This is a genomic window from uncultured Marivita sp. (assembly GCF_947488135.1).
Classification (GTDB): Bacteria; Pseudomonadota; Alphaproteobacteria; order Rhodobacterales; family Rhodobacteraceae; genus Marivita.
This window is the reverse complement of record NZ_CANKYW010000004.1, coordinates 15,868-38,543: the sequence shown is the minus strand read 5'-3', so window position 1 is coordinate 38,543 and position 22,676 is coordinate 15,868. Positions and strand designations below refer to the sequence as shown.

Below are 22,676 nucleotides of genomic sequence, written 5' to 3'. Positions count from 1 at the left end.
CCTTTGCCCGGTCGGTGAGGCAGAAGGGAAAAAATCTAGTCCGGGAGGCCCTCATGCCAGAATTGTCGCAACGGATCACCACGCTCAACGGGGATGGATCGGACGGTTGGGAGGTGTTCTACCGCGCCCGCGCGATGAAGGAGGCCGGTGCGGACGTTATAGAGCTGACCATCGGCGAGCACGACATCCGCACCGATCCCGCGATCCTGCGCGCGATGCACGAAAGCGCGATGGGCGGACATACGGGCTATGCGATCGTTCCCGGTATCAGCGCCTTGCGTGACGAGGTCGCCAAGCGGATAGAGGCCCAATCGGGCGTGCCGACGCGGCGCGAGAACGTGCTGATCACCCCCGGCGGTCAGGCCGCGCTGTTCGCGGCACATATGGCGGTGTGCAATCCGGGCGACGTGGCGCTGATCGTGGATCCGTATTACGCGACCTATCCGGGCGTCGTTCGGTCAGCGGGCGCGGTTCCCCGGATGGTGGCGACACGGTCGTCGCACGGGTTTCTGCCGGAGCGGAATGTGTTGGAGACAGCGAGTGAGGGCGCGGCATCGCTTCTCATCAACACGCCCAACAATCCGACCGGCGCCGTTTACCCACGCGACACGCTGTCCGACATCGCCGATGTCGTCACGGTACGGGACATGTGGCTGATCTCTGACGAGGTCTACGACACCCAAATCTGGGACGGCGCTCATCTGAGTCCACGCGCCATGCCCGGCATGGCCGACCGGACCCTGGTGATCGGGTCGATGTCGAAAAGCCACGCGATGACCGGCAGCCGCATCGGCTGGATCGTCGGTCCAGAGGACGCGATCACCACATTGGTCGATCTGGCGACAAACACCACCTACGGCGTGCCGGGATACATTCAGGACGCCGCACTGTTCGGTCTGCGGGCAGGTCCCGAGCTGGAGGCCAAGGTTGCGGCTCCCTTCCTGCGGCGGCGCGCGATCGCGGAGCGGGTCCTGGCCGGACAGAACGTCGTTCGGGCAATCCCGGCACAGGGGGCGATGTACGTGATGCTCGACATACGCGGTACAGGCATGAGCGGCGACGCGTTCGCCAATGCGCTTCTTGATGCGCATGGGATCGCCGTGATGCCGGGCGAAAGCTTCGGCGCATCGGCGGCGGGCCATGTGCGTGTTGCCATGACCGTGGACGATGACCGGTTCGAAGCGGCGCTCGCCACGTTATGTCGGTTCGCCGCCGGGCGTGCCGAAGCCGCGTGATGGCCGAACCGGTCTCATCCATCCGCAACCTGGGGCCCGCGATGGACGCGGCCTGTGCAAAGGCGGGCATCGCATCCGCAGAGCAACTGCGCGAGATCGGTGCGGATGAGGCTTATCGGCGGCTGCTGCTGTCGGGCATGCAGCCGCATTTCATCGGCTATTACGTGCTGCATATGGGGTTGCAGGGGCGCCCGTGGAACGATTGCAAGGGCGCGGAGAAAAAAGCCCTGCGGGCGTCCTTTGACGCGATCAAGGCCGAGGTGGCGGCCCGGTCCGACGCGGCCCCCGCCGGGATCGAGCGCTTTCTGGACGAAATCGGCGTCGGCACAAAAAGATAGGCCGGGCAAAAGCCCGGCCTGAGCGTCTGTCAGGTCGCTTCTGATCAGCCGACCAGTTCGAGACCAGAGAAGAAAAACGCGATTTCTTCCGCAGCCGTTTCCGGTGCGTCGGAGCCGTGGACCGAGTTTTCGCCAACGGATTCGGCGAATTCGGCGCGGATGGTTCCGGGGGCCGCATCAGCGGGGTTCGTCGCGCCCATGACTTCGCGGTTCTTGGCGATGGCGCCTTCCCCTTCGAGCACCTGAACGACGACAGGCTCGGAGGCCATGAATTCGCACAGTTCGTCGTAGAACGGGCGTTCCTTGTGAACCGCGTAGAACTGGCCTGCCTGCGCCTTGGTCAGGTGGATGCGCTTTTGCGCGATGATGCGCAGGCCCGCTTCTTCGAATTTGGCGTTGATCTTGCCGGTCAGATTGCGGCGGGTGGCGTCGGGTTTGATGATCGAGAATGTGCGTTCGAGGGCCATTGGTCGCTCCGTGGTTTGAGTTATCGATTGGGCCGCCCGTTAGCATGGGGATCCGGCGTTGGAAAGCCCTTGGAAGGGCTTTGGATCCTTGCTGCGCAAGGATTTGAGGGCTCTGCCCTCAAACTCCCGAGGTATTTTGGCCCAAAGAAGCCAAGGGCGCTGGCGTGTTGTCTGGAGCGTTGGTAAGGGCGTGCCATGTTGAAGATCGAAGACATCACCTATGCAGTTGACGGACGCCCCCTGTTCGAGGGCGCCTCCGCGGTCATTCCCGATGGTCACAAGGTGGGCCTTGTCGGCCCCAACGGTGCGGGCAAGACGACGCTGTTCCGTTTGATCCGGGGCGAACTGGCGCTGGAGGGCGGCACGATTTCGGTGCCGCGCGGCGCGCGTGTGGGTGGCGTGAGCCAGGAGGTACCCGGCTCGGAGGTGTCGCTGCTCGACACGGTACTGGCCGCCGATACCGAGCGCGCAGCCCTGATAGCCGAAGCCGAGACCGCCACTGATGGCGCGCGGATTGCCGAGGTGCAGACGCGTCTGGCCGATATCGACGCCTGGTCCGCCGAGGCGCGGGCGGCGGCGATTCTCAAGGGGCTTGGTTTTGACGATGCCGAGCAGTTGATGCCGTGCTCCGCCTTTTCCGGCGGCTGGCGGATGCGCGTCGCGCTGGCGGGGGTGCTCTTTGCGCAGCCCGATCTTCTGTTGCTCGACGAGCCGACCAACTATCTCGATCTCGAAGGCGCGCTGTGGCTGGAAAGCTATCTGGCGAAATACCCCTATACGGTGATCGTGATCAGCCATGATCGCGGCCTTCTCAACCGCGCGGTTGGGTCGATCCTGCATCTCGAAGATCGGCAACTGACTTATTACCAGGGTCCGTACGACCAGTTTGCGCGGCAGCGGGCCGAACGGCGCGCGCAAGCTGCAGCGGTGGCCAAGAAGCAGCAGGCGCGTGTGGCGCATCTGCAATCCTTTGTCGACCGTTTCCGCGCCAAGGCCAGCAAGGCCAAACAGGCGCAATCGCGGCTCAAGATGATCGAGCGGATGGACATGGTGGCGGCGCCCGAAGAGATCGCCAAGCGGGTCTTCACCTTTCCGCAACCCGATGAGCTGTCGCCGCCGATCATCCGGGTCGAGAACGGTGTGACCGGCTATGGCGACACGGAAGTGCTGCGCAAGCTGGATCTTCGGATCGACCAGGACAACCGGATCGCGCTTCTGGGCAAGAATGGTCAGGGCAAGTCGACGCTGGCCAAGCTCTTGTCGGACCGGCTGCCGCTGATGGCAGGGCGGATCACGCGGTCCTCCAAGCTGCGCATCGGGTTCTTTGCCCAGCACCAGGTGGACGAGTTGCATGTGGATGAGACGCCCCTCGATCACCTGCGCCGGGTGCGCCCGCAGGAAATGCCGACGCGGCACCGCGCACGATTGGCCGGGTTTGGCCTGATGGCGGCGCAGGCCGATACGGTTGTCGGCAAGCTGTCTGGCGGACAGAAAGCGCGCCTGTCCCTGCTGCTGGCGACGATCGATGCGCCGCATCTGCTGATCCTAGATGAGCCGACGAACCACCTCGACATCGAAAGCCGCGAGGCGCTGGTGGAGGCGTTGACCGCCTATTCCGGCGCGGTCATTTTGGTGAGCCACGACATGCATCTTCTGTCTATGGTGGCGGATCGGCTGTGGCTCGTGAAGGATGGCAATGTCATGCCTTACGAGGACGATCTCGACGATTACCGCGCGATGCTGCTCGCGTCGGACAAGCCTGTGAAGGCGGAAAAGCCCAAACCTGCGCGCCCTGCACGGCCTGACCGGGACACGATACTCGTGCTGCGGGCCGAGGTCCGCAAATGCGAGGCGCGGGTCGAGAAGATCGAGGCGATGCGAGAAACGCTTGCCAAGAAGCTGGCCGACCCGGCCCTGTACGAGACCGGCCGCAAGGGTGAGCTTGAGACCTGGAACAAGAAATACGCCGAGGTGATGGAAGGCCTGCATCGGGCCGAGGCTCTTTGGGAGGCCGCGCTGCAAAAGTTGGAAACGGCGGAAAGCGCGTAGGCTTTCGATCCGTTCGGCGGCTCCGGCCCAGTTGAAGCCGAGGGCGCTTGCGCGCGGCGTGCGAACGTGGTTGAGCAGATCGCATGGATACCGCTTTTCTGATCTCTGCCTTCGTGACGCTTTTCGTCGTCATCGATCCCATCGGATTGACCCCGGTCTTTATCGCGCTGACCCCTGGCATGACGGCGCAGCAACGACTGGCTATCGCCATTCGGGCGACGGTCATCGCGGCGGGATTGCTGTTCCTCTTTGCGTTCTTCGGAGAACAAGTGCTTGGCTTTATCGGTATTTCGATGCCGGCCTTCCGCATCGCCGGGGGGATTCTGTTGTTCCTGACCGCGCTCGACATGCTGTTCGAACGCAGAACCAAGCGGCGGGAGGGCCAGGCCGAACTGGACGACGCACCCGATCCATCGGTGTTTCCCATCGCGATCCCGCTGATCGCCGGTCCCGGTGCGATTGCCTCGATCATCCTGTTGACCGGATCGGCCGAGGGCGCTGTCGGCATGGCATCGGTGCTGGGAGTCATGGTCCTGGTTCTGGCGTTGGTCTTCCTGATGTTCCTGAGCGCCAGCCTGATCGAACGCGCGCTGGGCAAAACGGGAATCGTCGTGGTCACTCGGCTTTTGGGGATGCTGCTGGCCGCGCTTTCGGTGCAATTCGTGCTAGACGGGATCCGGGGCTTCGGCCTCGCCCTGGGCAGCTGAGCGTTATTCACTCTACAAAACCGCTGGGCGCCGACCTACATTTGTCCTGTGGGAATGATGTGGGGTAAGCGATGTCCAGCATGGACTACGGCAACCTGGCCTATCTGGTGCTGCTTGGGGCGGTTCTTGTCTTCTGGTACTTCATCCAGAACCGGCAAAGCCTGAACAAGACGTTGCAGCAGGCCGCGGCCTGGGGGTTGATCTTTCTGGGTGTGATCGCCGCCGTCGGGCTGTGGGGCGACATTCGTCAGACGGTGCAGCCGCAGCAATTGGTGATGACAGACGCCGGTCGGATCGAGGTGCCGCGCGGACCGGACGGGCATTATTACCTGACGCTTGGTGTCAACGATGTGCCCGTGAACTTCGTCGTCGACACCGGCGCAACCAGCATGGTGCTGACCCAGGAGGACGCCGCACGCATCGGTCTGAACGAGGAAGACGTGATCTTCTATACCGAAGCGATGACGGCAAACGGCCCGGTTCGCACCGCGCCGGTGCGGCTTGCCGATGTGGCGCTGGGCCCCTTTCATGACCAGAACGTCAGGGCGTTCGTGAACGAAGGCGAAATGACCAAATCGCTTCTGGGTATGGATTATCTCAACCGCTTTCAGCGCATGGAAATGAGCAACGGAAGACTGATTCTGGAGCGCTGACCTTCCCCCATTTCTGGGGGGTTGGCTGTTTCAAAGGCTTGGGCTACGGTCGGGCCATATCGACGAAGAGAAGACGATGCGCCACTCGCTGCCACTTGCGCCGCAGTTCTACGTGACTGCGCCCCAGCCCTGCCCCTATCTGCCGGGCCGGATGGAGCGCAAACTGTTCACCGCGTTGCAGGGCGACGCTGCGGACAAGCTGAACAACAGCCTGTCAAAACAGGGGTTCCGCCGGTCGCAGAACGTGCTCTACCGGCCCTCCTGTTCGGATTGCGCAGCGTGCCTGTCTGCGCGGATCTCGGTCGAAGACTTCCGCCCTTCGCGCAGCCAGCGCCGGACGCTCAACCGCAATGCCCACTTGCGGCGTCGCGCGACAAGCGCCTGGGCTACCGAGGACCAGTACGAGCTGTTCCGCACCTATCTGGATGTCCGCCACGCGGATGGTGGCATGGCCGACATGGACGTGTTCGACTTCGCTGCGATGGTCGAGGAAACGCCGATCCGGTCTCGGGTGATCGAATACACTGACTCCGAGACACGAGACCTGACGGCGGTGTGTCTCACCGATGTGCTCGATGACGGGTTGAGCATGGTCTACTCTTTCTACAGCCCCGACGTGCCGGCGCAGAGCCTTGGAACCTACATGATCCTGGATCACGTCGAAATCGCACGCGAGGCGGGTCTTCCTTACGTCTATCTGGGCTACTGGGTGCCGGGCAGCCCGAAGATGGGGTACAAGGCGTCTTTCTCGGGGCTGGAGCTTTACCGGCACGGCCATTGGGAGCCCTTCCAGAAGGCCGACGCCTACACGGCGGACACGCATCCGATGTCGACGGACCCGATCGCGGAACAGGTCGCCAATATCTCGTTGCCCGATCTGCGCGGATAGGCCGGAGGCCGTCGGGTACGGCACTTTCATTTTCCGACACTCAAATCGTCATCCGCTCGGAACGGAAGTCGTTACCGCGCGTTCCCTTGATCGTAAGAACGAAGGAGCGAACCTCATGGCTGAGAAAGACAAACTGGTATTACCCATCGCCAAATTGGCGCGAGACAACGACAAGTTCCGGGAAGTGATCTGGACGGGCGACAACTCGCAGCTTGTCCTCATGGCAATCCCCGAAGGCGGTGAAATCGGTGGCGAAACCCATGAGGGTCACGACCAGCTGCTCTATTTCATCGACGGTATGGGCAAAGCCAAGATCGGCGACACCGAGATGGACATCTCGGCGGGCGATGTGGCGATTGTCCCGTCCGGCAAGTTTCACAACTTCAAGAATGTCGGCACGGGTATGCTGCGGCTCTACACGACATACTCCCCGCCCGAGCATGAACCGGGCACCGAGCACGACACCAAGTCGGATGCCGAAGCGGATCCGAACGAAGATTGATACGATCCGAGCGTGAATAGAAAAGGCCGCCCCTGATCAGGGCGGCCTTTGCCGTTATAACTGTACTCAGGTCAGTTCTGTATCAAGTCCGGCAAGATCGTCACGATGCCGGGGAAGAACCAGAGCAGGGCAAGCCCCAGCACCTGGATCCCCACGAAGGGAATGACACCACGATAGATATGGCCCGTCGTCACCTCTTTCGGGGCAACACCGCGCAGGTAGAACAGCGCAAAGCCAAAGGGTGGCGTGAGGAACGAGGTCTGCAGGTTGATCGCGATCATGATCGTTACCCAGGCCGGATCGAGCGTTCCGCCGTAGATCACCGGTCCCACGATTGGCACCACGATGTAGATGATCTCGAGGAAGTCGAGCACGAAACCCAGAATGAACAGGATCAGCATCACGACAAGGAAGACGATCGTTTCGTTGTCAAAGGACCGCAGGAACTGCTGGATGTAATGCTCACCACCGAAGGAGATCAGCACGAGGTTCAGGAGCTGCGACCCGATCAGGATGGTAAAGACCATCGACGTGACTTTTGCCGTCTCGCGCACCACAGGTCCGAGGATGTTGGTCCGGAACAGAACCCAACAGGCATAGAGCAGCCCGAAGAATGCGAAGTGGTACGTGATCTGTGCGAGCACATACGCGATCCAGTCTTCGACCGGGACGCTTTCGCGGGTGATGCGAAGGTCGAAGTTCACGCCCAGCAGGATCATTATGACCAGCGCGAGCGAGGCCCAGATAATGATCTTCGACGCCCCCTGCTCTTCGTTGAGCTTGCGATAGGCCGCCAGCATGATCGCCCCTGCCGCGCCGAGTGCGGCCGCAGGCGTCGGGTTGGTGATACCGCCAAGGATCGACCCGAGCACCGCGACGATCAGGACGAGCGGCGGGAACACCACGCGCAACAATTCGTTCTGCGACAGACGCCCCATGGCGATCCAGACCCCGTACATCGTCAGGATCATGGGTATCGCAAGGATGAGGAACGTCGCCCCGGCCCCCGTCAGCGGCGAAATGAACATGACGTCGAAGAGGAAGGCCAAAATCACACCCAGCCCGCCGACAATCAAGGGCAGCGGAACCGAGGATGGCGACACGCCCCGCGCAAGGATCAGGACCAAAGCGAGCAGCGTGAACACCGTGGCGACGCCCGACCCGATCGGAGGCGCGTTCTCGCGCGCCTCAAGCAGTGCGGCCGCGCGCTCTTCCTCGGTCAGTTCGACGACTTCTCCGGTATTGCCTGCGGCGGTCATTGCCGCGCGCTCGGCCACGGCTTCGTCCCACGCGTCTTGGCCGTGCAGATCGATCATCGCCGCCTGACATTGCTCGGACACGTTCGTCCGAAGGCTCGGGCCTTCACCGCGCTCGGCGTAGTCCGAAACGGTGATCGACTGGTTGCCGATCACGCCTGCACTGAACCCGATGACAATCGCCAGGATCAAGCCCAGGGGTGCCGCAAGATACCATGTCAGCGCCTCGTTGCGGGTCACGACCTCGCCGGTGGCGCCGGCCATCTCCACGGGCGGCGCACTTGACGGGCGCACCAGCGCGAAGCCGAAGGCATAAAGACCGTAGAGAAAGGCAAGGAACAAACCGGGCAGCAAGGCCGCCTGAAACAGCGTGCCGACCGACAGAACCGCCGGTTCCCCAAGGAAGGTCAGCGCGTCCCCGCAGCCTGCAAGCTGCGCGCGGGTTTCCTGCCCCGTGGCGTAGAGGTCGCCTACAAGGGTGCCCAGGAGAACGATCACGATCGAGGGCGGGATGATTTGGCCCAACGTGCCGGAGGCCGCGATCACGCCGGTCGCGAGTTCGGGCGAATAATTGTTGCGCAGCATGGTCGGCAGCGCGAGCAGACCCATCGTCACCACTGTCGCACCGACGATCCCGGTGGAGGCCGCGAGGAACGCGCCCACGATTACGATGGACACGGCCAAACCACCTGGCAGAGGGCCGAACACCCGCGCCATGGATGTCAGCAGGTCTTCCGCGATGCGTGACCGTTCAAGTGTGATGCCCATCATCACGAACATCAGAACCGCCAGCAGCGTCTCGATGGATTGACCCGCGATCACCCGTTCGTTGATCCGGTTGACGATGAAGGAGATATTGCGCTCCATCGCCTGTTCCCAACCGCCGGGGAAGACCGGTTCCTCGATCCTCGGTAAGTCGGGGTATCGGAACACGGATATCGCATCGCGCGCGATCCCCTCGGCCACAAGGGCCGCAAATTCAGGGGACCCCTTGTCGATCGCCTGGTGGATCAGCAATCCCGCCGAGTCCAGCGCGGCGATGATCGCGAAGGAAATCACACCCGCGCCCGCGATGGCGAAAGCCACCGGGAAGCCTGTCATGATCCCGGCAAAGAGCGTCAGGAAGACGATGAGGATCCCGACCTCGACTCCATCCAGTCCGAAAAGCATGTTATGCGGCCTCCCAGCAGCGCGCCGTTTGCGGCGTCATCGTTCGTTGTGTTTGCATAATCTCAGGTCGACCCGGAATGAATCGCGTGTTCGATCTCTTCGGACTCGTTGCCGATGCTGTCCCGATCCAGATACTTGCCTTCGCTTTCCTCGCCCTCAAGGAGTTCAAGCAACGACCGCCAGAAGAACGCGAGCGCGTGCAGGAACGTCAGGACGCAGAAGGCGACGATCAGGATCTTGAAAAGGAAATAGGCGTTGAACCCGTTCGGGCTGAACCCGATGGTTTCCACGTTCCAGCGGAAGATACGCGCCTGCATCAGCATGCGGTCCAGGTCGCTTGTCGCGGTGACAGCGGGCGTCATCAGGTGGCGCCACATGAAGAACCAGGCGTAAAGATATGTGATGGTGATTGCCGGAAGCATGAAGACCATGCAGCCGAACATATCGATCACGCGCTTGGTGCCGTATTTCACCTTCGAGTAGAACAGGTCGACCCGCACGTGGCCGCCCTGCACGAAGGTGTATGTGACACAGAGCGCCACGACCATCGCGTTATAAAGCTTGAGCTCTTCCGCCCACCAGCTCAGGTCCTGCGCAAAGGCCGTCCCGAGCGGGCCGAGTTCAATCTCGGCCACGCGGAAAATCCGTTGCAGGAAAACGATCATAACCTGTTGAAGTACCATCAGAAGACCGGCCCAGGCGGCGATCCGTCCAATCGTGTTGGCCATGCCCTCAAGACCCCGAACGCATCCCCAAAGGATTTCGCGCTTCCAGGCAAGGCCGAGCACGGTGAGAACGAGGAATGTCGTGAAGACGACAAAGAACAATTCGACCGATGCACCGTAGTAGATGAAGCGCATCACGGCTTCGGGGTTCGCCCAATTGAGCCATGACCCCGGATTAAAGACCGCCATCAAAAGATGATACGGAGCCAATACAATGTTCTGAAGCACCCAAAGGATGAAGTCGACCATACCATGCCCCTCTAAACGCCCCGTCTGCGGGGCCTCATATCTGGTTGATAAGCGGCGAAAAGCCCCGTCCGACCTTCACGGTCGGACGGGGCTGTGGTTTTGCGGCGCTTAGCCTGCGTTCACGCGGTTCCGCTGGCGCATGTATTCGCCATCACCGATTTCGTACCATGCCGAGCTTTCGTCCATCGACGCGAAGTAGCTGTCGGCAATCTCGGCGTAGAGCGGATCGCCCATGTTCTCTTCGCGAACCTCGGCCGAGGCGCGACCGAAGGCTTCCCAGACGTCGTCGGGGAATTCGCGGGTCTGGACACCGGCCGAGCGCAGGCGGGCCAGCGCGGCGCCGTTTTCTGCCAGGGACAGAGCGGTGTTCTGCGCGTGCGATGCCTCGCATGCGACCTTGACGATCATCTGCTGCTGCGGTGTCAGCGATTCCCAGACTTCGAGGTTGAACGCCATGTGCAGCGCCGAACCCGGCTCATGGAAGCCGGCGGTGTAGTACAGCTTCGTAACTTCCTGGAAGCCGAGGCGTTCGTCGGCATAGGGGCCGATCCATTCCGCGCCGTCGATCTGGCCGGACGCGAGCGCCTGGTAGATCTCGCCACCCGGGATGTTCTGCACCGATGCGCCGAGACGACCCAGCACCTGTCCACCCTGGCCGGGCATGCGGAAGCGCAGACCCTGAAGATCGTCGGCCGAGTTGATTTCCTTGGTGAACCAGCCACCGGGCTGCATCGCCGTCATGCCGCACATCAGCGGCTTGAGGTTGAACAGCGACGACAGGTTGTCGTGCAGTTCCTGACCGCCACGGCGATAATACCAGTTCGCCATTTCCTGCGAGGTCATGCCGAAGGGCACCGACGTCATGAATGCCAGCGCGGGGTGCTGGTTCAGGAAGTAGTATTCCGCCGAGTGATAGATGTCGGCCTGACCGGAGGACACGGCGTCGAACACTTCGAACGCACCGACGAGCGAGCCTGCGGGCATCTTATTGATGGTCAACTGACCGTCCGACATCGCGGTGATGTAGTCGATGGCAAGCTGTGCTGCGTCATCGAAAACGGCAAAGCCGTCCGGAACCGATGTCACCATCGTAAGTGTGCGATTGCCTTGCGCGATAGCCGGCGCGGCCAACGTTGTTGCTGCCGCGGCCCCTGCCCCAACAGCAGACGTCCGCAAGAATGAACGACGATCCATGTATTTCCTCCCCTGAGTTTTGTAAGCACAAAACAGCTTGCCCGCTGTTTGCGCGGATCATTTAGTGGGGCGGACGGTAATCAGAAAAAAATCCGAATGCAAATAATTAACTGCGCTTACAATTGTATAAATTTTAGGCACAAGTGACAGAATTTCCTGTGTTTTTCCTGCACCTTATATGTGTGCAAACCCAAACATCGTTGGCGCGGCCACCAGAACACACATCAACGCTTTGCTTTGGTGTCACCCGCCGCACGTTGAGTAACCTTAGGTAAGGCGCGGGCCTGTCAGTTCAAAGACGCACTCCGAAACGCCACATGACAACACCGCTGTGATCGTTCACATCGTGCTTGGCCCTGATGATTACCCCGCAGGCGCCATTGTCCGCAGTTTCGGCAATTTCGGAACACTGTACGTAAGGCAGTATTGCCGACGGAGTGATCGTGTCACGATCCGAGTATCGCGCCTCCTTGTGCGCCGATCCCAGTCCCATGATTTGCGCCAGGACGATGAAGGCCGCCAGAAGCGCCGCGTGACAGGTCGAGAAAGCCTGCACTCTGCTATTTCGTTTTCTCAGCATGGGATCCTCCGAACCTCGGGAACTGAACTATACGGTTCACTTTAAAGACCTGATCTTGTCACGCGCAATTCACATCTTCGCGCGTGGCTGCACATCTCTTGTGCCCTCTTCACGGCGACTCAGCATAAAAGCGCAGTTTTTCTGCGGCCGATTTCACAAAATTACAAACAGACCGCAGGCTGCGGCAATAAACGGCAATTTTTTCTGCCTCTCGGGTACTTTTTTCTTGGTTTTCGATGTTGACGCTCCCAGAGCCGCACCATAATGTCCGTCCACGCGAAAAGGAGCCGACATGGCACGAGTGCTAGTCATTGTAGAAGAAACGCGCATGGGCCGGTAACGGAACCTGAATAGGACCCCATGCGCCCCCGACTGAAAAGCGGGGGTTTTTTTTCGCGTAACGAACAGAAGTGTCTGTAAACGGAGCAAAGCGATGACACGTCAGATGACCGGAGCGAAAATGGTGGTTCAGGCCCTGAAGGATCAGGGTGTGGACACAGTATTCGGGTATCCCGGTGGCGCTGTGCTACCGATTTACGACGAGATTTTTCAGCAGAACGGCATTCGCCACTACCTCGTGCGCCATGAGCAAGGCGCGGTTCACGCGGCCGAGGGCTATGCCCGTGCAACCGGCAAGCCCGGTGTCGTGCTCGTGACCTCGGGCCCCGGTGCGACCAACGCCGTGACCGGTCTGACCGATGCGCTGATGGACAGCATCCCGATTGTGGTGCTGACCGGCCAGGTGCCGACCTTCATGATCGGCTCGGACGCGTTTCAGGAAGCGGACACGGTGGGCATCACCCGCCCCTGCACCAAGCATAACTGGCTTGTGAAGGACACCGACAAGCTGTCGGGCGTTCTGCATGAGGCGTTCCACGTCGCCACGACTGGTCGACCCGGCCCCGTTCTCGTGGACATCCCCAAGGATGTGCAATTCGCCACCGGCACCTACACGGAAAAGGCGAAAACGAAGGTCAGCCATTACCAGCCGCAAGTCAAAGGCGATATGGAGACCATCACGCAGCTTGTCGAAGCCATCGAAACCGCCGAGCGTCCGGTTTTCTACACCGGCGGTGGCGTGATCAATTCCGGCCCCGCCGCCAGCCAGTTGCTGCGCGAGCTTGTCGAAGCGACGGGCATCCCGATCACCTCGACCCTCATGGGGCTTGGCGCGTACCCGGCCTCCGGCAAGCACTGGCTCGGCATGTTGGGGATGCACGGTCTCTACGAGGCGAACCTCGCCATGCATGGCTGCGATCTCATGATCAACGTCGGGGCGCGGTTTGACGACCGCATCACCGGGCGGCTCGATGCATTCAGCCCGAAATCCAAGAAAGCGCATATCGACATCGATCCCAGCTCGATCAACAAGGTGATCAAAACCGACATGCCGATTATCGGGGATGTCGGCCATGTTCTGGAAGATATCCTGAAGGTCTGGAAGGCCCGCGGCCGCAAGGTCAACAAGGAAGCTTTGCAGAAGTGGTGGAGCCAGATCGAGAAGTGGCGCGCGGTCGATTGCCTCAAGTACAAGCCGTCGGAAAAGACGATCCGTCCGCAATACGCGCTGGACCGGCTCGAGCAACTGACCAAGGGGCGCGACCGCTACATCACGACCGAAGTCGGTCAGCACCAGATGTGGGCGGCGCAGTATCTTGGGTTCGAGGATCCGAACCGCTGGATGACGTCGGGTGGTCTCGGCACGATGGGCTACGGCACCCCTGCCTCCATCGGTGTGCAGGTCGCACATCCTGACGCGTTGGTGATCAACGTGGCCGGTGAAGCGTCGTGGCTGATGAACATGCAGGAAATGGGTACCGCAGTGCAGTACCGCCTGCCGGTCAAGCAATTCATCATGAACAACGAACGCTTGGGCATGGTGCGTCAGTGGCAGGAATTGTTGCACGGTGAACGGTATTCGCACAGCTGGTCCGAAGCCCTGCCCGATTTCGTGAAGCTCGCCGAGGCGTTCGGCTGCAAGGGTATCCTCTGCAAGGATCCCGCCGATCTCGACGACGCGATCATGGAGATGCTGGACTATGACGGTCCGGTGATCTTCGACTGCCTGGTCGAGAAGCACGAGAATTGTTTCCCGATGATCCCGTCGGGCGAGCCGCACAACAAGATGCTGCTGGGAGAAGCCAGCACCAAGGACGCCATCGGGTCGAAAGGCGCGGTGATGGTCTGATGCATCGGACCGGCTGAATTCAGTCCGATCGGCGGGGGTCGTCGATTGAGCGCCGTTGGATCAAGCCCAATGGACGATGCCCCCCGCTCCCCCCGGCATATTTGGAAAAAGAAGAAGATCATGTCTCCACTCAATATCAAGAAAGGCTCGACCAAACATTCGGCCTACAATCTGCGCCCGACCTTTTCGGATGTTCAGGAAACACACACGCTTGCGGTCCTGGTGGACAACGAACCGGGTGTGCTGGCACGGGTGATCGGGCTTTTCTCGGGGCGTGGGTACAATATCGACAGCCTGACCGTCGCGGAAGTCGACCATGAAGGTCACACCAGCCGCATCACCATCGTCACCACCGGCACGCCGCAGGTGATCGAACAGATCAAGGCGCAGCTTGGTCGGATCGTTCCAGTCCATGAGGTGCATGACCTCACCGTCGAGGGCGGATCGGTGGAGCGCGAGCTGTCGCTGATCAAGGTCGAGGGTGCCGGCGACAAGCGGGTCGAGGCGCTTCGACTGGCAGATATCTTCCGGGCTCAGGTCGTCGACAGCACGCTGGAAAGTTTTGTATTTCAGATCACAGGTACGCCGGAAAAGGTCGATGCGTTCATTGACCTGATGCGTCCGCTTGGCCTCGTGGAAGTCGCGCGCACCGGAGTTGCCGCACTCTCACGGGGAGTCTAAGGGAGCATTTGATCTTTCGGAAAGGCAGACCCAGCCTTTCCGAAGATGCGGTCTAGCCCGAGCAGGCAAATCTCTGATTTGGGGAAAGATCGAAATACTGCGCGAGGTCGATCACCTTTCGAGAGGGATCGTTCCTCACCGGCGCGGGATCGGCGCTGACCTTGGGTTGCCCTGCGCGAAGCTTTTCCGGCAGATCGGGCGAATGCGACTGCATCAGCACCTGAGGATTGCTCGCTTTTCTCATATTCTGCTGAACCGAAACATCGAATTGGATGAGATCGCCTGCGTCGAGCGCAGGTGCGCCGTGGATGCTGCCGTCTTCCGGAGTGTAGAAGGCAAGCTCTCCTTGATCCTCACACCAGATCACGGCTTTCTGTGCGGCTGCATCTGACCACAGCACGACACCGAACATATTCTGCAGTTTCATAATGTTGGTTCCCCATCTTAGGAGTCCAATGTCTTAATTTTTTCCGTAACACAACATCCTGAACTCCGCGTCGGTTGCATGAAATTTGTGTCACTTGAGCCTGCAACTGACGCGAATCAGCATCACCATTGACACTAACCAGCACCATATCGGATAGAGAATGCAAGTTCGGTCTTGGTACTACTCTCGTTACGATGGTTTTCAATTCGAGTGGTTCTGTGAATGGTGTGACTGGCACGTCAATCGACATGAAACAAGAAGGCCCATTTGGTGACACCCCCAAGCCCCTCCCAATTGCGCAACACTTTGGGTGCGAACCTGCGAGAACTTGCAAAGACATCAGACTCTATCTCCGCGCTTTGCCGCGAGCTTGGAATCAACCGCACCCAGTTCAACCGCTATCTCTCCGGCGAAAGCTTTCCGCGGCCGGATGTTCTTTTCCGGATTTGTCAGCATTTTGATGTCGACGCCCGGATCATCCTCGAACCCTTGGCGGAAATCGGTTCGGAATCGAGATCGTTGCTCGGCCACTCAGAGATCAGGGACTTTCTGTCCAGTGGCGTTGCCCAATTGCGCGAAACCATCTTCCCGAGCGGCTTCTATAAATTCGCGCGACGCAGCTTCATGGATGACACGCAGTTCATCCAGGGGCTTGTCTACGTGTATCGCAAGGATGACGCGACATTCCTGCGAGGGTTCGATCCGAAAGAGGCCATGAAACAGCAGGGCTTGCCGACCGATCCACAGAGCCGGGAATACAGGGGACTGTTGCTCGCGCAGGAAGGCGGCATCGCGGGTCTCGTGAGCCGGCGGAATTCCCTGACCAATTCCTTCAACTTTCTGGCCCAGGTTCCGTCTTTCGAAAACAACCTCTGGGTCGGCTACACCGCCCGAACGGTCCGCGAGAGCACGACGGGAACGCGCGTGGCGCGACTTGTCTACGAATATCTCGGACATGATGGCCCCAAAGTGCGAGGTGCGGCGCGGTCTGCCGGATTCTATTCGGCAGACGAGTTGGTCCCTTACCTGCGGTCGCAGTTGCGCGTCGACGAGCCGTTTTACTGACCCACGCCGACAGCGCAGTGGTCGGTGCGCGGCAGGGAATGTCGTGATTTGACGCGACCCTTTCTGGGCAAGACGGCACCGTTCAGGCCAACATCTGATCGGAGGCCGCGATGACAGCGATTGATCCCATCCTCGCCGATGTGCAGAAACCGACCGCGCAGGCACGGGGTCTGCCCAACGCGCATTACACCGATCCCGCGAAGTTCGCCGAAGAACGCGATGTCCTGTTCGGGGCCGGATGGGCAGGGCTTGCCGTGACCGCGGATGTTCCCGAAACCGGCGACGCCCTGCCGATCAGTTTTCTCGACATCCCGCTGCTTCTGATCCGCGGGAGGGACGGACTCGTGCGGGTGTTCCAGAATATCTGTCGGCATCGCGGCATGATCCTGGTGGACGAACCGCGCAAGATAGAAGGCGCGATCCGCTGCCCCTACCATTCCTGGTGCTACAGCACGACAGGAGAACTGGTGGCGACACCGCATGTCGGCGGGCCGGGCTTCAACGCGCACGCAGAGATAGATCGCGAGACGTTGGGCCTGATCGAGGTACGCAGTCACATCTGGCGGGATGTTGTCTGGATCAACCTGTCAGGGACGGCTGACCCCTTTGAAGAGGTCATGTCAGACATCATCGCCCGCTGGTCCGATTTCGAGCAACCACAGTTTCACGGAGGTTCCGACAGTCGCTTCACACTGACGGTCGACGGGAACTGGAAACTCGCCATCGAAAACTACTGCGAAAGCTATCATTTGCCTTGGGTGCATCCTGGGCTGAACAGCTATTCCCGTTTGGAAGACCACTACAATATCGAACACGAAGGCCTGGCCTCGGGTCAGGGCACCCTGGTCTATCGGCAACTCAAGGACGGCTCCGGCTCCTGTTTCGCCGATTTCGCCCATCTCGATGCCAAATGGGAGGCGGGCGCGGAATATTTGTCTATCTACCCAAATGTCATGTTGGGCGTGCATCGCGATCACAGCTTTGCCATCATCCTGCATCCCGACGGCCCCGGACGTACGCACGAGCATGTGCATCTGTATTACGCGACGCCCGGCACAGATGATGCGCTGCGCAAGCGTAATGCCGAACAGTGGAAGGTCGTCTTCGAAGAAGACATCTTTGTTGTCGAAGGAATGCAGCGCGGGCGCCGTGCGCCCGGATTCGACGGTGGACGGTTTTCACCAGTGATGGACGGTCCGACGCATTGTTTTCATCGCTGGGCCGCAGATCGTATCACGCAACACCGCACGGCCAGATGACGGCATCACTGGATCAGGCGCTGATCTCGGCGCATCTGGCCGATGATGTCGACGCGCTGATCGGCCTCTACCAACAGGCCGCAAAAGAGGCTGACTCGGACGACCAGAAAGCCTTTTTCCTGACCCACGCCTATGTCTTTGCCTTGGAACGCGGAGATCGGCGCGCTGCGTCGATACGGCAGGAACTGGTCTCGATGGGGCGAGAACGCGCGGACGTTACGTCGGTCGAGAAATCGTCTGACGCCTTTTCAAACTGTCAAACCATCGGCGGTGTACGCACCTGATCGTAGAGGTGCCATGTCGCGTGCCCCAAAAGCGGAAGCGCGACGAACAGGCCCAGAAATCCCGGGATCAGCGCGAGGAATGTCACCACCGCGATGAACAGGCCCCACCCCAACATGACGACCGGATGGGCCATCACGTATTGAAATGACGTGATCATGGCGGTGACGAAATCGACTTCCCGGTCCAGAAGGAGCGGCAAGGCGATCACGGTGATGTTGTAGAGCAGGATCGCGAACAAGCCGCCGACGATGCTGCCGACCGTCAGCATCATCAATCCATTGGGTGACAGATAGACGTCGAACGAGGTTGAGACATTGGTCATCGTGCTGAGCCCCAGAAACAAGGCGAAAATCATATGTGCGAGGAAGAACCAGAACAAAAAGACCATGATGATGATCGCGCAGATCGACGGCAATTGGCGACGGGACTGGTGCAGGACGACGCCCATGATCTCGGACGCATTGAGCGGATCGCCCCGTTCGAGCCTTCGGCTGATCTCGTAGAACCCGACGGCCGCGAAAGGACCGAGCAACGGAAACCCGATGGCCGCGAGGACGAGCCAGAACGTCGTTCCGGTCCAAACGGTGATCCAGGAAATGAACCACCCGGCCAGAACGTAGAACCCGGCGAACAAAACCGCGTAGCCCGGTGCGCGGACCAGGTCCTGCCAACCGCGTTGCAAGGCAGTCCGTAAGGTTTGCACCGACACGTCTCCGAGTGTCGGGACACCGTGTTCAGGGGTTTCCCTCATGCCATCCTCCAAAGCATGACGTTCGCGCATGCGCATGAAACCCGCTTGCGGCGGTCTTGGCAACCGGAACTGATGCAAAGGATCGCTTAAGCGCAGATATTACACGCTTTTCGGGGTATGAGTGACTAGTCGGCGCGCGCCTCGGCACGGGATTTGCCAGACACATTCTGCGCCAGGGTGGCAGCCATGAACGGATCGAGGTCGCCGTCGAGAACGCCCTTGGTGTCTGAGGTCTCGTGCCCGGTGCGCAGGTCTTTGACCATCTGGTACGGCTGAAGCACGTAGGATCGGATCTGGTTGCCCCAGCCTGCGTCGCCCTTGGCCTCATGAGCCGCGTTGATCGCCTCGTTCCGGCGGTCCAATTCCATCTGGTACAGGCGCGACTTGAGCGCCTTCATCGCGATGTCGCGGTTCTGGTGCTGAGATTTCTCGGAACTGGTCACGACGATGCCAGTGGGCATGTGCGTGATCCGAACGGCCGAATCCGTCGTGTTCACGTGCTGACCGCCCGCACCCGAAGATCGGTATGTGTCGATGCGGATATCCGCCGGGTTCACTTCGATCTCGATATTGTCGTCGACCACCGGATACACCCAGACCGAGCAAAACGAGGTATGCCGCTTGGCGGCGCTGTCGAAGGGCGAAATGCGCACAAGGCGGTGTACGCCGGATTCCGATTTCAGCCAGCCATAGGCGTTGGGGCCCGAGATCTTGTAGGCGGCGGATTTGATCCCCGCCTCTTCCCCCGGCGTTTCAGACTGAAGCTCAACCTCGTACCCGTGCTGTTCGGCCCAACGGACATACATACGTGCCAGCATGTTGGCCCAGTCACAGCTTTCTGTCCCACCTGCCCCGGAGTTGATTTCGAGAAACGTGTCGTTGCCATCGGCTTCACCGTCCAACAGCGCTTCGAGTTCTTTCTTCGCAGCCTTGTCAGCAAGCGCCTTCAGCGCGTTTTCAGCGTCGGTGACGACCTCCTGGTCGTCCTCCATCTCGCCCAGCTCGATCATCTCGACGTTGTCGCTCAGATCCTGTTTGATCGAAGTGTAGGTCTCGATCGCGTCGACCAACATCTGCCGGTCACGCATGAGCTTTTGTGCCGCTGCGGGATCATCCCAAAGGTTCGGGTCCTCCACGCGCGCGTTGAATTCTTCGAGCCGATGCTGCGCCGTATCCCAATCGAGACGCTGCCCAAGCAGGTTCACGGATTTCTCAATCTGTTCAACGATGTTCTGGATTTCAGCGCGCATTGGCGATCCTGTTTGCTCGGACGTTGGTCAGCCACGGTGATAGACCAGCGCCGCGCCCCCTTCAAGGCGGCGCGGCCTGTCGGAAACCTGTCGCGGTTTAGTAAAGGCCGCCCGAGCTCAAAGTGCCGAAAGACGCTTTCGGACCGACGGTGGCCGTTCCGCCCGTCGACGTCGTAACTTGCTTGGACGGCTGCGAGCTCGAGCTGTAGAGCTCGAAATTGGACCCCATCGCAAAACCACCATCGAACTGGATGCCAAAGATCGGCTCTTCGCCTTCGCGGAAGCATTCCGCCACCACATTGTCACCACTGGCGCCATCCGAAAGACGTGCACCGGTGTTGCGGTCAATCTTGATGAACTGACAGCTTTCAGGCGGCTGGAAGGCGCTGCCACCGAATTTTGCGACGGCTTTCTGCATGAACGCATTGAAGACCGGTCCGCACATGCCCCCGCCGGAGGCACCGCTGCCAAGGCTGCGGGGCTGGTCGAACCCGATATAGCATCCCGCCACGATATTCGAGGTGAAGCCGACGAACCAAACGTCCTTGGAGTCGTTGGTCGTGCCCGTCTTGCCAGCGGTCGGCACCGGCAGGTTCACTGCGCTGCGCGCCGTGCCGCGTTCGACGACACCCTGCATCATCGAGGTCAGTTGATAGGCGGTCACCGCATTCATCACGCGTTCCCGGTCACTGCGCACGGTCGGTCCCTGCCCCGGTTGAAGGCTGGCCAGGGTGCAGTCCTCACAGACTCGCTGATCGTGCTTGTAGACGGTGTTGCCGTAGCGGTCCTGAACGCGGTCCACCAGGGTCGGCTCCACCCGTTCGCCACCGTTGGCGAACATCGCGTAAGCGGCGACCATTTTGTAAAGCGTGGTTTCATCGGCCCCCAGCGCGTTGGCCAGAACCCGACCCATGTTGTCGTAGACACCGAATTTCTCGGCATAGCGCGCGACCGTGTCCATGCCGACTTCCTGCGCGAGACGAATGGTCATCAGGTTCCGCGACTGTTCAATCCCGGTGCGCAGCGGCGTCGGGCCGTAGAACCGGTTGGACGCATTTTTCGGCCGCCAAACGCCTTGCGGCGTGTTGATCTCGATCGGGGCGTCCACAACGATCGTCGCCGGGGAATAGCCGCTGTCCAGTGCTGCCGCGTAGACGAAGGGCTTGAAGCTCGACCCGGGCTGACGCTGTGCCTGTGTGGCGCGGTTGAACACCGAATGCTGGTAGCTGAACCCGCCCTGCATGGCGAGCACGCGACCGGTGTTCACGTCCATCGCCATGAACGCGCCCTGAACCTGCGGCACCTGCCGAAGCGTCCAGCGGATAAAGCTTCCGTCACTGTCCGACGTCATGCGGCGCACATGCACGACATCGCCGACTTCGAGCAGGTCTCCTGCGACCTGACCTCTCGGTCCCAGAGACCCATCGCTGTTGCGCTTGCGGGCCCACTGAACGTCATTGGCCGGGATCCAGTGCCCGTCTTCGTCATCCGCGACGCCTTCGATCCCAATGCGGGCGTCGTTTGTACCGACTTCCAGAACCACAGCCGGATACCACGGGTTTTCCAAGCGGATATCCCTGGCAACCGCGACAGTCGACAACGCCTCGCGCCAAGTCGCAGCGTCGCTCAGTTGTTCGGCAGGGATCTTTTTGCCGGTTCCACGCCACACGCCTTGCGAGCGGTCGTAGAGTTCCAGCGCGCGTTGCAAAGCAACCTCGGCCTCGACTTGCAATTCCGGATCGAGAGTTGCACGGACACTAAACCCGCCCGAGAAAAACTCGCCCTCTCCGAAATCAACGCTTAGCTGGCGACGGATTTCATCGGTGAAATAATTGCGCGGCGGCAGCGCTTCGCGGAAGGCGTCAAAGTCGCCGTTCTGCACGGATCTGAGCGGCATCGCGACTTCGGTCTCATAGGTTTGTTCGTCAAGATAGCCGTTCTCGAACATTTCCCTCAGGACGAAGTTCCGGCGCGCCAAGAGGCGGTCCTTGCGGCGCACGGGATGGTATTCCGACGGCGCCTTGGGCATCGACGCCAGCGTTGCCGCTTCGTGCGGGGCCAGTTCGACCAGGGATTTGTTGAAATAGGTCTGCGCCGCCGCCGTCACACCGTATGAGTTCTGACCCAGGAAAATCTCGTTCATATAAAGCTCAAGGATCTTGTCTTTCGACAGCGTGTCCTCGATCCGGGAGGCGAGGATGATCTCCTTGATCTTGCGTTCGACACGGCGGTCGCCCGAGAGCAGAAAGTTCTTCATGACCTGCTGCGTGATCGTGGAGGCCCCGCGCACGTCCTGACCGCCCGACGCCACGGCATCGATGGCCGCTGCCGCGATACCGCGCAGGTCGTAGCCGTCATGGGTGTAGAAATTCTTGTCTTCCGCCGAAATGAAAGCCTGTTTGACCAGATCGGGGATCTCGTTCGCGGGAGTGAACAGGCGGCGTTCCTGCGCGAATTCGTCGATGATCTTGCCTTCGACCGAATAAATCCGGCTGATCGTCGGCGGCGTGTACTGCGCCAGACTTTCGTGGCTGGGCAGATCGCGGCCGTACATCCAGAAGACACCGCCAACGCCCAAGGCCACCATCATGATGCCCATGGTGATGAGGGTGAAGATCGCCCCAAAGAATGACAGGATGAATCTGGTCACAACGTGCCCCTGTTTCAGTTGTCTACCCCTACAAAATCAGACGCGTATGGTCAAAACACATTGCCGTTCACAGCGGCGTTCGATTGCCTATGACGCAAGGTCACTC

Annotated in this window: 21 protein-coding genes; 12 read left to right on the top strand and 9 right to left on the bottom strand. The window is 60.3% G+C overall.

What is annotated here, in order from left to right; genetic code table 11:
• Window positions 1-53: 53 nt before the first annotated feature.
• A complete protein-coding gene (locus tag Q1B16_RS12795) occupies window positions 54-1,235 on the top strand; it encodes a pyridoxal phosphate-dependent aminotransferase (protein WP_299789113.1) in 1,182 nt (393 codons plus the stop codon).
• Window positions 1,235-1,573 (top strand): TfoX/Sxy family DNA transformation protein, encoded by a 339-nt coding sequence (locus Q1B16_RS12790; protein WP_299789110.1) that lies wholly within the window; start codon window positions 1,235-1,237, stop codon window positions 1,571-1,573. The genes Q1B16_RS12795 and Q1B16_RS12790 overlap by 1 nt, the downstream gene beginning before the upstream one ends.
• Before the next feature lie 44 nt (window positions 1,574-1,617).
• Here the strand turns inward: Q1B16_RS12790 and ndk are convergent, their stop codons facing one another.
• The gene (gene ndk / locus Q1B16_RS12785) at window positions 1,618-2,040 is read right to left on the bottom strand and encodes a nucleoside-diphosphate kinase (RefSeq protein ID WP_299789107.1); all 423 of its coding nucleotides are present in this window, start codon (window positions 2,038-2,040) and stop codon (window positions 1,618-1,620) included.
• Window positions 2,041-2,235: 195 nt separating this feature from the next.
• Here ndk and Q1B16_RS12780 point away from each other — a divergent pair, with 195 nt between their 5' ends.
• From Q1B16_RS12780 to Q1B16_RS12760, 5 genes are all read left to right on the top strand, one after another.
• Window positions 2,236-4,089, top strand: a complete 1,854-nt coding sequence (locus tag Q1B16_RS12780; protein ID WP_299789104.1) for an ABC-F family ATP-binding cassette domain-containing protein — start codon at window positions 2,236-2,238, stop codon at window positions 4,087-4,089.
• Window positions 4,090-4,172: 83 nt separating this feature from the next.
• A complete protein-coding gene (locus Q1B16_RS12775; protein ID WP_299789101.1) occupies window positions 4,173-4,796 on the top strand; it encodes a MarC family protein in 624 nt (207 codons plus the stop codon).
• 71 nt (window positions 4,797-4,867) lie between these two features.
• Window positions 4,868-5,449 carry a TIGR02281 family clan AA aspartic protease gene (locus Q1B16_RS12770; RefSeq protein ID WP_299789098.1) on the top strand — a complete coding sequence of 194 codons (582 nt, stop codon included), beginning with the start codon at window positions 4,868-4,870 and terminating at the stop codon, window positions 5,447-5,449.
• A gap of 76 nt (window positions 5,450-5,525) precedes the next feature.
• Window positions 5,526-6,338 carry an arginyltransferase gene (locus tag Q1B16_RS12765; RefSeq protein WP_299789095.1) on the top strand — a complete coding sequence of 271 codons (813 nt, stop codon included), beginning with the start codon at window positions 5,526-5,528 and terminating at the stop codon, window positions 6,336-6,338.
• Window positions 6,339-6,453: 115 nt separating this feature from the next.
• A complete protein-coding gene (locus Q1B16_RS12760; RefSeq protein WP_299789092.1) occupies window positions 6,454-6,840 on the top strand; it encodes a cupin domain-containing protein in 387 nt (128 codons plus the stop codon).
• A gap of 71 nt (window positions 6,841-6,911) precedes the next feature.
• On the opposite strand, the gene Q1B16_RS12755 is transcribed toward Q1B16_RS12760, so the two are convergent.
• From Q1B16_RS12755 to Q1B16_RS12740, 4 genes are all read right to left on the bottom strand, one after another.
• Entirely contained in the window at window positions 6,912-9,266 is a 2,355-nt protein-coding gene (locus Q1B16_RS12755) for a TRAP transporter large permease subunit (RefSeq protein WP_299789089.1), read from the bottom strand.
• A 62-nt stretch (window positions 9,267-9,328) separates the two neighbouring features.
• Window positions 9,329-10,240, bottom strand: coding sequence for a C4-dicarboxylate ABC transporter permease (locus Q1B16_RS12750; protein WP_299789086.1), 912 nt, complete (start codon window positions 10,238-10,240; stop codon window positions 9,329-9,331).
• A 108-nt stretch (window positions 10,241-10,348) separates the two neighbouring features.
• A complete protein-coding gene (locus Q1B16_RS12745; protein ID WP_299789083.1) occupies window positions 10,349-11,434 on the bottom strand; it encodes a TRAP transporter substrate-binding protein in 1,086 nt (361 codons plus the stop codon).
• Window positions 11,435-11,726: 292 nt separating this feature from the next.
• On the bottom strand, window positions 11,727-12,014 hold the full coding sequence (locus Q1B16_RS12740) for a hypothetical protein (protein WP_299789080.1): 288 nt from the start codon (window positions 12,012-12,014) through the stop codon (window positions 11,727-11,729).
• A gap of 433 nt (window positions 12,015-12,447) precedes the next feature.
• On the opposite strand from Q1B16_RS12740, the gene Q1B16_RS12735 reads away from it, so the two are divergent.
• The gene (locus Q1B16_RS12735; RefSeq protein ID WP_299789077.1) at window positions 12,448-14,202 is read left to right on the top strand and encodes an acetolactate synthase 3 large subunit; all 1,755 of its coding nucleotides are present in this window, start codon (window positions 12,448-12,450) and stop codon (window positions 14,200-14,202) included.
• 120 nt (window positions 14,203-14,322) lie between these two features.
• Window positions 14,323-14,883, top strand: a complete 561-nt coding sequence (gene ilvN, locus Q1B16_RS12730) for an acetolactate synthase small subunit (RefSeq protein WP_299789074.1) — start codon at window positions 14,323-14,325, stop codon at window positions 14,881-14,883.
• Window positions 14,884-14,935: 52 nt separating this feature from the next.
• Here ilvN and Q1B16_RS12725 read toward each other — a convergent pair whose 3' ends face one another.
• Window positions 14,936-15,310 (bottom strand): hypothetical protein, encoded by a 375-nt coding sequence (locus Q1B16_RS12725; protein WP_299789071.1) that lies wholly within the window; start codon window positions 15,308-15,310, stop codon window positions 14,936-14,938.
• 270 nt (window positions 15,311-15,580) lie between these two features.
• Between Q1B16_RS12725 and Q1B16_RS12720 the strand changes: the two genes are divergently transcribed.
• From Q1B16_RS12720 to Q1B16_RS12710, 3 genes are all read left to right on the top strand, one after another.
• Complete coding sequence (locus Q1B16_RS12720; protein WP_366140153.1) at window positions 15,581-16,375, top strand: helix-turn-helix transcriptional regulator; 795 nt, start codon at window positions 15,581-15,583, stop codon at window positions 16,373-16,375.
• A 110-nt stretch (window positions 16,376-16,485) separates the two neighbouring features.
• Window positions 16,486-17,634 carry an aromatic ring-hydroxylating dioxygenase subunit alpha gene (locus Q1B16_RS12715; protein WP_299789064.1) on the top strand — a complete coding sequence of 383 codons (1,149 nt, stop codon included), beginning with the start codon at window positions 16,486-16,488 and terminating at the stop codon, window positions 17,632-17,634.
• Window positions 17,631-17,918 (top strand): hypothetical protein, encoded by a 288-nt coding sequence (locus tag Q1B16_RS12710; RefSeq protein WP_299789061.1) that lies wholly within the window; start codon window positions 17,631-17,633, stop codon window positions 17,916-17,918. The genes Q1B16_RS12715 and Q1B16_RS12710 overlap by 4 nt, the downstream gene beginning before the upstream one ends.
• Here the strand turns inward: Q1B16_RS12710 and Q1B16_RS12705 are convergent.
• The 3 genes from Q1B16_RS12705 to Q1B16_RS12695 form a co-directional block, all read right to left on the bottom strand.
• Complete coding sequence (locus Q1B16_RS12705) at window positions 17,891-18,670, bottom strand: DUF2189 domain-containing protein (protein ID WP_299789058.1); 780 nt, start codon at window positions 18,668-18,670, stop codon at window positions 17,891-17,893. The two genes, Q1B16_RS12710 and Q1B16_RS12705, sit on opposite strands and share 28 nt — an antisense overlap.
• Window positions 18,671-18,795: 125 nt before the next feature.
• Entirely contained in the window at window positions 18,796-19,920 is a 1,125-nt protein-coding gene (gene prfB, locus Q1B16_RS12700) for a peptide chain release factor 2 (RefSeq protein WP_299789055.1), read from the bottom strand.
• Window positions 19,921-20,017: 97 nt separating this feature from the next.
• Complete coding sequence (locus tag Q1B16_RS12695) at window positions 20,018-22,570, bottom strand: PBP1A family penicillin-binding protein (protein ID WP_299789052.1); 2,553 nt, start codon at window positions 22,568-22,570, stop codon at window positions 20,018-20,020.
• Window positions 22,571-22,676 lie beyond the last annotated feature (106 nt).